Raw genomic sequence first — 4,571 nt, 5'->3', positions numbered from 1 at the left:
GGTCCTCGACCAGGGGACTTTCGTTTACCAGCGGTTCGCTGAGCTGTCATGACGCGCAGGTTGGATACGAACTGGACGTGCGACCGATCCGTGTCGGCACTGTCCCTTCACTGTCACTTCTAGTGGGAAGGCACCACCGGAGCATGGGCGTGTTCGCCGGAGTCAACAGGCGGGAATTTCTGGCGAAAGCCATGGCAGCGGGCGGTGCGGGCGCGCTCGCGTCGGTCGCCGGACCGATCATCGAAAAGGCTTACGCCGCAGACCCGGCGGGCATGGGCGGACTCGGCGACATCGAGCACTTCGTGTTGCTGATGCAGGAGAACCGCTCCTTCGACCACTACTTCGGCACCATGTCCGGGGTGCGCGGGTTCGACGACCCGTCCCCGGCCTGGAATCAGTACGGGTACACCCCCGGCGTCGGCCCCACCGCGGACGGCTTCCTCAACCCGTTCCGCCTCGACACCACCCGCGGCGCCAGCCTCGACGGTGAGTGCATCAACGACCCGGACCACAGCTGGGCGGCCATGCACAAGGCGTGGAACAACGGCCGCAACGACGGCTGGATGCCCATGTCGATCGCCTCGGTCGGACCCGGAAACGCGCCCGCCGCAATGGGTTACTACACCCAGGCCGACATTCCGGTGCACTGGGACCTGGCCAATGCCTTCACCCTGCTCGACAACTACCACTGCTCGGTGCTCGGCCCGACCGACCCCAACCGGCTGTACTGGATGTCGGCGACCATCGACCCCGAGGGGCGCAACGGCGGCCCGCTGCTCGAGACGCCGACCCTGATCCCGCAGAACGCCTACAGCTGGCGGACCATGCCGGAGAACCTCTCCGATGCCGGCGTCAGCTGGAAGATCTACAACAACCGGGACGTCGGCCCGCTGTCGTCGGTGATCCTGGACGGCATGATGGGCTGCTTCAAGCAGGCCGCCGACCCGAATTCCGAACTGGCCCGGCGCGGTAAGGCCCCGGCCTACCCGCAGGACTTCGCCGCCGACGTCGCCGCCAACCAGCTGCCCGCCGTGTCGTGGGTGATCCCGTCGCTGCTGAACTGCGAACACCCCGCGCTGCCACCGGCTTTCGGCGCGGTCGGCATCATGCAGGTGCTCGACATCCTCACCTCCAACCCGGCGGTGTGGGAGAAGACCGCGCTGATCATCAGCTACGACGAGAACGGCGGCTTCTTCGACCACGTCACCCCGCCGACCGCGCCCGCGGGCACGCCGGGGGAGTACGTCACGGTGCCGATCGACAAGAAGCACGAGGGCATCACCGGCCCGATCGGTCTCGGCTACCGCGTACCGGGCCTGGTCGTCTCGCCCTACAGCCGCGGCGGCCTGGTCGCCTCGGAGACCTTCGACCACACCTCGCAGCTGCGACTCCTGGAGCGCCGCTTCGGAGTCGACGTGCCGAACCTGACGGCGTGGCGGCGCAGTGTCACCGGTGACATGACCTCGGCCTTCGACTTCGGTTCCGGCCCCGATGCGTCCAAGCCCGTGTTCGCCCCGGCGGACCGGAAGGTCAACGACGCCATCGCGCAGTGCGGTCCGAACATCGCCCTCGGTACCGCGACCGTCGGCACCCCGTACCCGGTACCGCCGAACTCCATGCCGCGCCAGGATCCCGGCACCCGGCGCAAGCCCAGTGGCATCGTGTAATTCCGCTGCCGCGTAAGGAGACACGCGCACAACGCAGTGGCTCGGTCCGGTTCGGACCGAGCCAATGCGTATGTATGTGGCGAATCAGGGAGCGGTGCTGGAAGTTCCGGCGGAATCAGCCGACGGTGGCAGGCACCCAGCGGCGGACGACGCCGGACTCGGGTGACTGTTTTCGCCTGGTGGTCGCGCTGTGCCGGGCGGGGCTGAACAGCGCGGTCAGCCAGGACCGTCCGTGCTCGGCGAGAGCGGCTGCGACAGCGGGGATCTCGATGCAATGCACGGTGCCCGCCAGGCCCAGACGGTGGCGACCCGTCTGGAGGTTCTTGGTGCTCACTGATGTTCCTTCTCTTGCGTGTTAACCGGCCTGAAGATCGCCTGCGGCGAACAATAGCCGAACAAAAGTGTGAGTCACAGAATTTTGCGGGGCGTGCGCCCCGGCGTGTCGGAATGTTGCCGACAAACGGTCGGGATTGGCCGGAAAAGTTGCGAAATGATCTCACCGGCATCACGGAACGGGCAAGGACTGTGCTTGCAGGTGAAACGACCGGGTCGAGCGGGTAGTCCTGACCGGGTCGAATGGGTAACCCTGGCACGCGCCGGAACCGGCCGCGATGCGAGACTGGTCGAATGTTGCGAATCGGTCTCACCGGAGGCATGGGCGCGGGCAAGTCCACCGTGGCCCGCATTCTCACCGAGCGCGGAGCCGTGCTCGTGGACAGCGATGTCATCGCGCGCGAGGTGGTCGCCCCCGGCACCGAGGGCCTGGCCGCCCTGGTCGCCGCGTTCGGCGACGACATCCTGGCCGCCGACGGCAGCCTCGACCGACCCGCCCTGGCGGCCAAGGCCTTCGCCACCGACGAGGCCCGCGCCACCCTCAACGGCATCACCCACCCGCTGGTCGGCAAGCGCACCGCCGAACTCATCGCCGCCGCGCCCGCCGACGGCATTGTGGTGCAGGACATTCCGCTGCTGGTCGAGAACGGCCTGGCGCCGTTCATGAACTTGGTGGTCATCGTGGACGCCGCCGAGGAGACCCGGCTGCGCCGCCTGGTCGAGTTCCGCGGCATCGACGAGGCCGACGCCCGCGCCCGCATCGCCGCCCAGGCCACCGACGCTCAGCGTCGCGCCACCGCCGACGTCCTGCTCGACAACAATGGCGCGACCGGCCTGATCGACGCCGAGGTGCACCGGCTGTGGGACGAGCGCCTCGTGCCCTTCGAACGCAATCTGCGCACCCGCACGCCCGCCGCGCGGCCGGAACTGCCCGTGGTGGAAGCGAATCCGGAATGGCCCGCGCAGGCGCGGCGAGTGATCGCCCGCCTGGCCCTGGCGTGCGCTGCCGACGCGGCGAGCATCGAACACGTCGGGGCGACCGCCGTGGCCGGCAAGCCCGCGGCCGACGTCCTCGACATCCGGATCACGGTCGCGGCCGGGGTGGACCCGGACTCGCTGCGGGATCGACTGGCGGACATCGGTTTTCCGCCGGTTCCCGCCGGCGATCCGCTCGCCGCGGGCGTCGAGCTCGCGGCGGGGGAGCGACTGCACGCCAATGCCGATCCGGGCCGGGCGGTCACCCTGATCATCGGCGCCTAGCCGACGCGAAGGGGCCGTCGGCGCCTCTCGGTGCGGACGGCCCCTGGTTTCTCGGTCTACATCCAGGTGAGCGTGATGCCCTGGGAGGCCAGCCAGTCCTCGAAACTGTGTCCGTGTGCGGCGATTCCGTCGATGGTCGCGGTGGCGGACTCGATGGCCTGCTGGGCCTCGGCCAGGGTCAGGTAGTCGGCGGCGTGGGCGGCCAGTAGCTCGTCCACGTCGAGTAGCTCCACCTCTCTGCCCTGACGCACCACCAGGTCCAGGTAGTGGTCCACCGACTTCCACCGCTTCGGCCCGACCTGCGCGAACTCGCCGATGTCGATGTAGTAGTCCTGGTCGCGCAGATGCGCGGGGGTGAAGTGGAAGACGGTGGCGCGCAACGACACCGTGGGCAGCAGCCAGGATTCGATGTAGTGGAACTCGGGATGGTCCGAGGTGCGGGCCATGTACAGGCCCCACGGCTCCACCTGGTAGCGCTCCACCTGCCGCACGAAACCCTTGGGATCGATATTGGTGAGCTCGTCGATATTGAAGTACTCCACCTTGGGTCGGTGCAGATCCACCGCGGGCGCCCGAGTCATGTCATTCAGCATCGCGTGTCGAGCGGCGGTCGTCCAGGGGAGCGGGGGTGGCGCCGCTCGCAGATTGCTGGAATCCGGCGTGGAGCGGGGCGAATATCCCGAAAACTCTATTTGAAGCGAACATGTTTCGCTATTGTTCGATTGCGCTGTATCGTCGCGCACGACTACCCGCCGTTCGTGGGCGGGATCAACCGTAAGGGAATACCTGCATGAGCGAACAGAAAACCCGTGCCCGCCGGGTCGGCATGGGCCTCACGACCTTCGGCGCGGTGGCTGGGACCATCGTCCTGGCGGCGCCCCAGGCCGGTGCGTGGCCGACCGGCCTCGAGGTTTCCGGCACCAGCCACAATGTCGGCTGCTCCTACACGCTGACCGCGTCCATCGACGTCGACCGGCTGCTGTCGGTGGCCTTCCGTGACAACGGCACCGAGCTGCCGGGCAGCCCGGTCACCCCGTCGCTGCTGAGCGGCAAGGTCACCATCAACTGGACCCCGAGCACCGCGGGCAAGCACACGCTGACCGTGACCCAGACCCTGATCTCGAAGTCGATCGACGTCGACGTGGCCGAGGCCAACCCGCTGACCAGCACCGGCAGCGTCGGCTGCGGCCTGAGTAGCGGCTCGAGCAGCCTGTTCCCGAGCCTGTCGGGTGGTCTGAACGGCCTGCTGCCGAGCATCTCCGGCTAGTCGGAGGGCGGAGATACCCGCAAGACCTCGCCCGGTCCGGATCC

The 4,571-nt window shown here is 68.1% G+C and carries 4 protein-coding genes and 1 pseudogene; 3 read left to right on the top strand and 2 right to left on the bottom strand.

Annotated elements, in window-relative coordinates:
- Positions 1–143: 143 nt before the first annotated feature.
- Positions 144–1,667, top strand: coding sequence for a phospholipase C (locus ACFV4K_RS34810; RefSeq protein ID WP_379280556.1), 1,524 nt, complete (start codon positions 144–146; stop codon positions 1,665–1,667).
- A gap of 115 nt (positions 1,668–1,782) precedes the next feature.
- Here ACFV4K_RS34810 and ACFV4K_RS34805 read toward each other — a convergent pair whose 3' ends face one another.
- Entirely contained in the window at positions 1,783–2,001 is a 219-nt protein-coding gene (locus tag ACFV4K_RS34805) for a hypothetical protein (protein ID WP_379280555.1), read from the bottom strand.
- Between the two features lie 293 nt (positions 2,002–2,294).
- Between ACFV4K_RS34805 and coaE the strand changes: the two are divergent.
- Positions 2,295–3,239, top strand: a pseudogene (gene coaE / locus ACFV4K_RS34800) (dephospho-CoA kinase); the annotation flags it as partial.
- Between the two features lie 77 nt (positions 3,240–3,316).
- On the opposite strand, the gene ACFV4K_RS34795 reads toward coaE, so the two are convergent.
- Positions 3,317–3,841: a DUF402 domain-containing protein gene (locus tag ACFV4K_RS34795; RefSeq protein ID WP_379280554.1), complete on the bottom strand. Its 525-nt coding sequence runs from the start codon at positions 3,839–3,841 to the stop codon at positions 3,317–3,319.
- A gap of 209 nt (positions 3,842–4,050) precedes the next feature.
- Here ACFV4K_RS34795 and ACFV4K_RS34790 point away from each other — a divergent pair, with 209 nt between their 5' ends.
- Entirely contained in the window at positions 4,051–4,527 is a 477-nt protein-coding gene (locus ACFV4K_RS34790) for a hypothetical protein (RefSeq protein ID WP_357097840.1), read from the top strand.
- Positions 4,528–4,571 lie beyond the last annotated feature (44 nt).

The organism is Nocardia sp. NPDC059764 (assembly GCF_042732555.1).
In the GTDB taxonomy this organism is placed as follows: domain Bacteria; phylum Actinomycetota; class Actinomycetes; order Mycobacteriales; family Mycobacteriaceae; genus Nocardia.
Note: the sequence above shows the minus strand (reverse complement) of the source record. Positions and strands in the feature narration are given on the sequence as shown.